Raw genomic sequence first — 2569 nt, forward strand, 5'->3', positions numbered from 1 at the left:
ACGTTCCAAGAAAAGTGGGTACTAGTTCATCGTCGGAGGCACCCACGAGCGCCGTGCAAGCCGCGGAAGCCGGCCGTGACCTGGTCGCTATCGTTTTGCTTATTGTAGTTGTTGTCGCGGTCGCGGCCTGACATGTTTTCAGCTCTGATCGCATTGGCTCGTCCTCAAGGAGACGAACCGGTGCGAAGAGAACTGAAATCACGCCTCGTCAGGCGTGAGATCATTGCTTTCAGGCCTAGAGATGCGGCTTTAGGGCGCACCCGCACCGTATGACGCACACTGCCACCGAACACTGCCGACAGATCTTTGACCGGCGTACCCCCGAGCAACTGCGCACGTTGTCACACATCAAGCGCTTCATGGAGCGGCTGGCTGTGACTTGGAGTTCCGCAGGGCGCTTTCGGAGAACGTTGATTCTCCTCGCGCGGTAACAGAGCGCTACGGCATCGAAGTTGACCCAATGAAGATGCTGCCGCTCTGGCGCGGCGGCTACCTGAAACACCGCTTCAAGCCGGAGTCTACGCCCTGGCCCCTGGCTATGATGTGGGACGAGTTTATCTGCGAGATGTTGCGCCATCGCGGCATCCTGCGCGAAGAGGGCGAAATGTCGACGATCAACTCTCGCTTTCATGCTTGGCGCGAGCGCCAAATCCGGCGCTGCAACGACGAATTGGGCGTAACGGCGGCGTCGGTCACGTACCCGATCATCGCTTTCGAGCTGAGCGACGGCTGCTCCGTCGGTTGTTGGTTCTGCGGCCTCTCGGCCGACCGCTTCAAAGGCTATTACGAATATAGCGAAGAGCATGCAGCGCTTTGGCGCGGTGTGGTCGGTATCGCGAGCGAGATGTTTGGTTCGGCTGCCCGTACTGGTTTCTGCTACTGGGCCACAGAGCCTATGGACAACCCACACTACGACCGCTTTCTATTCGACTACTATCAGATCACGGGCGCATTGCCACAAACAACGACGGCGGCCCCGATCAGGGATCGCGCGCTCACCACGCGCGTGCTCGAACTGTTCAAGCGCTATCGCACCGTGACAAATCGTTTCTCCGCGCTGAGCACAACACATCTCGACCAGATTCACATGGCGTTTTCGCCTGAGGAGCTGATCGGTGTCGAACTCGTCCTGCAGGGCAAGGAGGCGCTGACTGCAAAGGCTTTTGCTGGGCGCGCGCGCGAGCGGAGCGAGAAACTTAGGGTCGCCAACAAAGATGATGCAATCGCCTTGCTGGAGGGCGATCACACGACCATCGCCTGTGTTTCCGGCTTTCTCGTAAATATGCTGCAGGGGCGTTTACAATTGGTGACGCCGGTGCCGGGTAGCAAACGCTGGCCTCTCGGCTACCGCGTCTTGAGTGAACGCTTCTTCAGGACGCCTGACGAGTTCCGCGAGGGGCTGCAGCGCATGATTGACCAGCATATGCTCGAGAGCCCAGCTCCCAAATTGCCGATCCGCTTCCGCAGGGACCTGCAATACCAGGCCGGGAACCGATGCTTTCATCTCCGGTCACGCAACATGGAACACCGGGTGCTCGACGACATCGCTCCGACTTCCGTTGGCCATCTAATCGCCTGCGGCAACTGCACAGCGTCGGAGCTGGTTAGGCAGGTCACAACTGACGGAGCGAGCGTGCTCGCAGTAGCCGACCTGCTCGATCAGTTATACGCGGCCGGGGTGATTGAAGAGGACTTAGACGACAGCTTCGCCTGGCAGACCAGCTGACCTGCTACTGCGCTTTCATCCGGCAGCGGTTAGAGTTTCGGATTTTGTACGCCAGTGGGTCCGCCGGAAGAATTTCATTGTCGAGTTGCCCAGGCGAACGGTGCATGATGCCCCTGCAGTTCCACCGCGCTGTCAAAAACATGGAAATTTGGAGTGCACGCAGCGGCGGCTACTCGTTCGTTATAAGCTTGCAGGGCCCGACCGGTCCTGGTTTTCGCGGAAGGTTCGGCTACGTCGCTTCGTGGCGTCCGCTTGACCAGAGCCGTGGCGCGATCAGGGTGCTCGGCTCGCCGCTGCAGAGCTTCGCTGAGGCCGATGACGCCTGCAATAGTATGCTCAATTACCTGAGAGACTGAACTGATTCCTGGTCGCGGAAAATGGAAGCATCTTAAAGATGCTGCAGTCGTGCCGGGTGCTACCCAGGATGTTCACCGGGTCGAGACGTACTTTGTAGCGATTGAGATTATCGCGGCCGATTTCAGCGGGCGCTACACGTTCTATCCGTCGGACGGGCTTGCTCCAAATCGAGCTCATGTGGATTATCTTGAAGATCATCTGCCGTCCCTGACGCCGCTCGGAGCAAACATGTTCGTCGAAGGCTCGACAGATTTGTTCGCATTTCCCAATCCGGTAGCTAAGCCGTACCACAGGATCGTGATCCACGAGACGCCCCTAGCGAACGGCTGGGCCCTACCGGATCTATTCACGAAATGATCAGCACGATCCGTACACGGTTGCGAGCCAGAACAGCTTGATGACAAGGGCGGGACAGGTCGTAACGCCGTAGTCCCAATGACTTCACTGATTTTGCCGTCCTGCCACGCCTGTTTGCGGCGGGCGCCG

At 58.5% G+C, this 2569-nt stretch carries 3 protein-coding genes; all 3 read left to right on the plus strand.

Annotated elements, in window-relative coordinates:
- Window positions 1–379 precede the first annotated feature (379 nt).
- The 3 genes from IC50_RS26050 to IC50_RS26060 all read left to right on the plus strand — a co-directional run bounded on the left by IC50_RS26050 (window position 380) and on the right by IC50_RS26060 (window position 2440).
- Window positions 380–1726: a radical SAM family RiPP maturation amino acid epimerase gene (locus IC50_RS26050; protein WP_100213762.1), complete on the plus strand. Its 1347-nt coding sequence runs from the start codon at window positions 380–382 to the stop codon at window positions 1724–1726.
- A 104-nt stretch (window positions 1727–1830) separates the two neighbouring features.
- Window positions 1831–2082, plus strand: a complete 252-nt coding sequence (locus IC50_RS26055) for a hypothetical protein (RefSeq protein WP_370126333.1) — start codon at window positions 1831–1833, stop codon at window positions 2080–2082.
- Window positions 2083–2131: 49 nt separating this feature from the next.
- Window positions 2132–2440: a hypothetical protein gene (locus tag IC50_RS26060; RefSeq protein ID WP_028160486.1), complete on the plus strand. Its 309-nt coding sequence runs from the start codon at window positions 2132–2134 to the stop codon at window positions 2438–2440.
- Window positions 2441–2569 lie beyond the last annotated feature (129 nt).

Source organism: Bradyrhizobium genomosp. I (2014) (assembly GCF_000261685.1).
GTDB lineage: Bacteria > Pseudomonadota > Alphaproteobacteria > Rhizobiales > Xanthobacteraceae > Bradyrhizobium.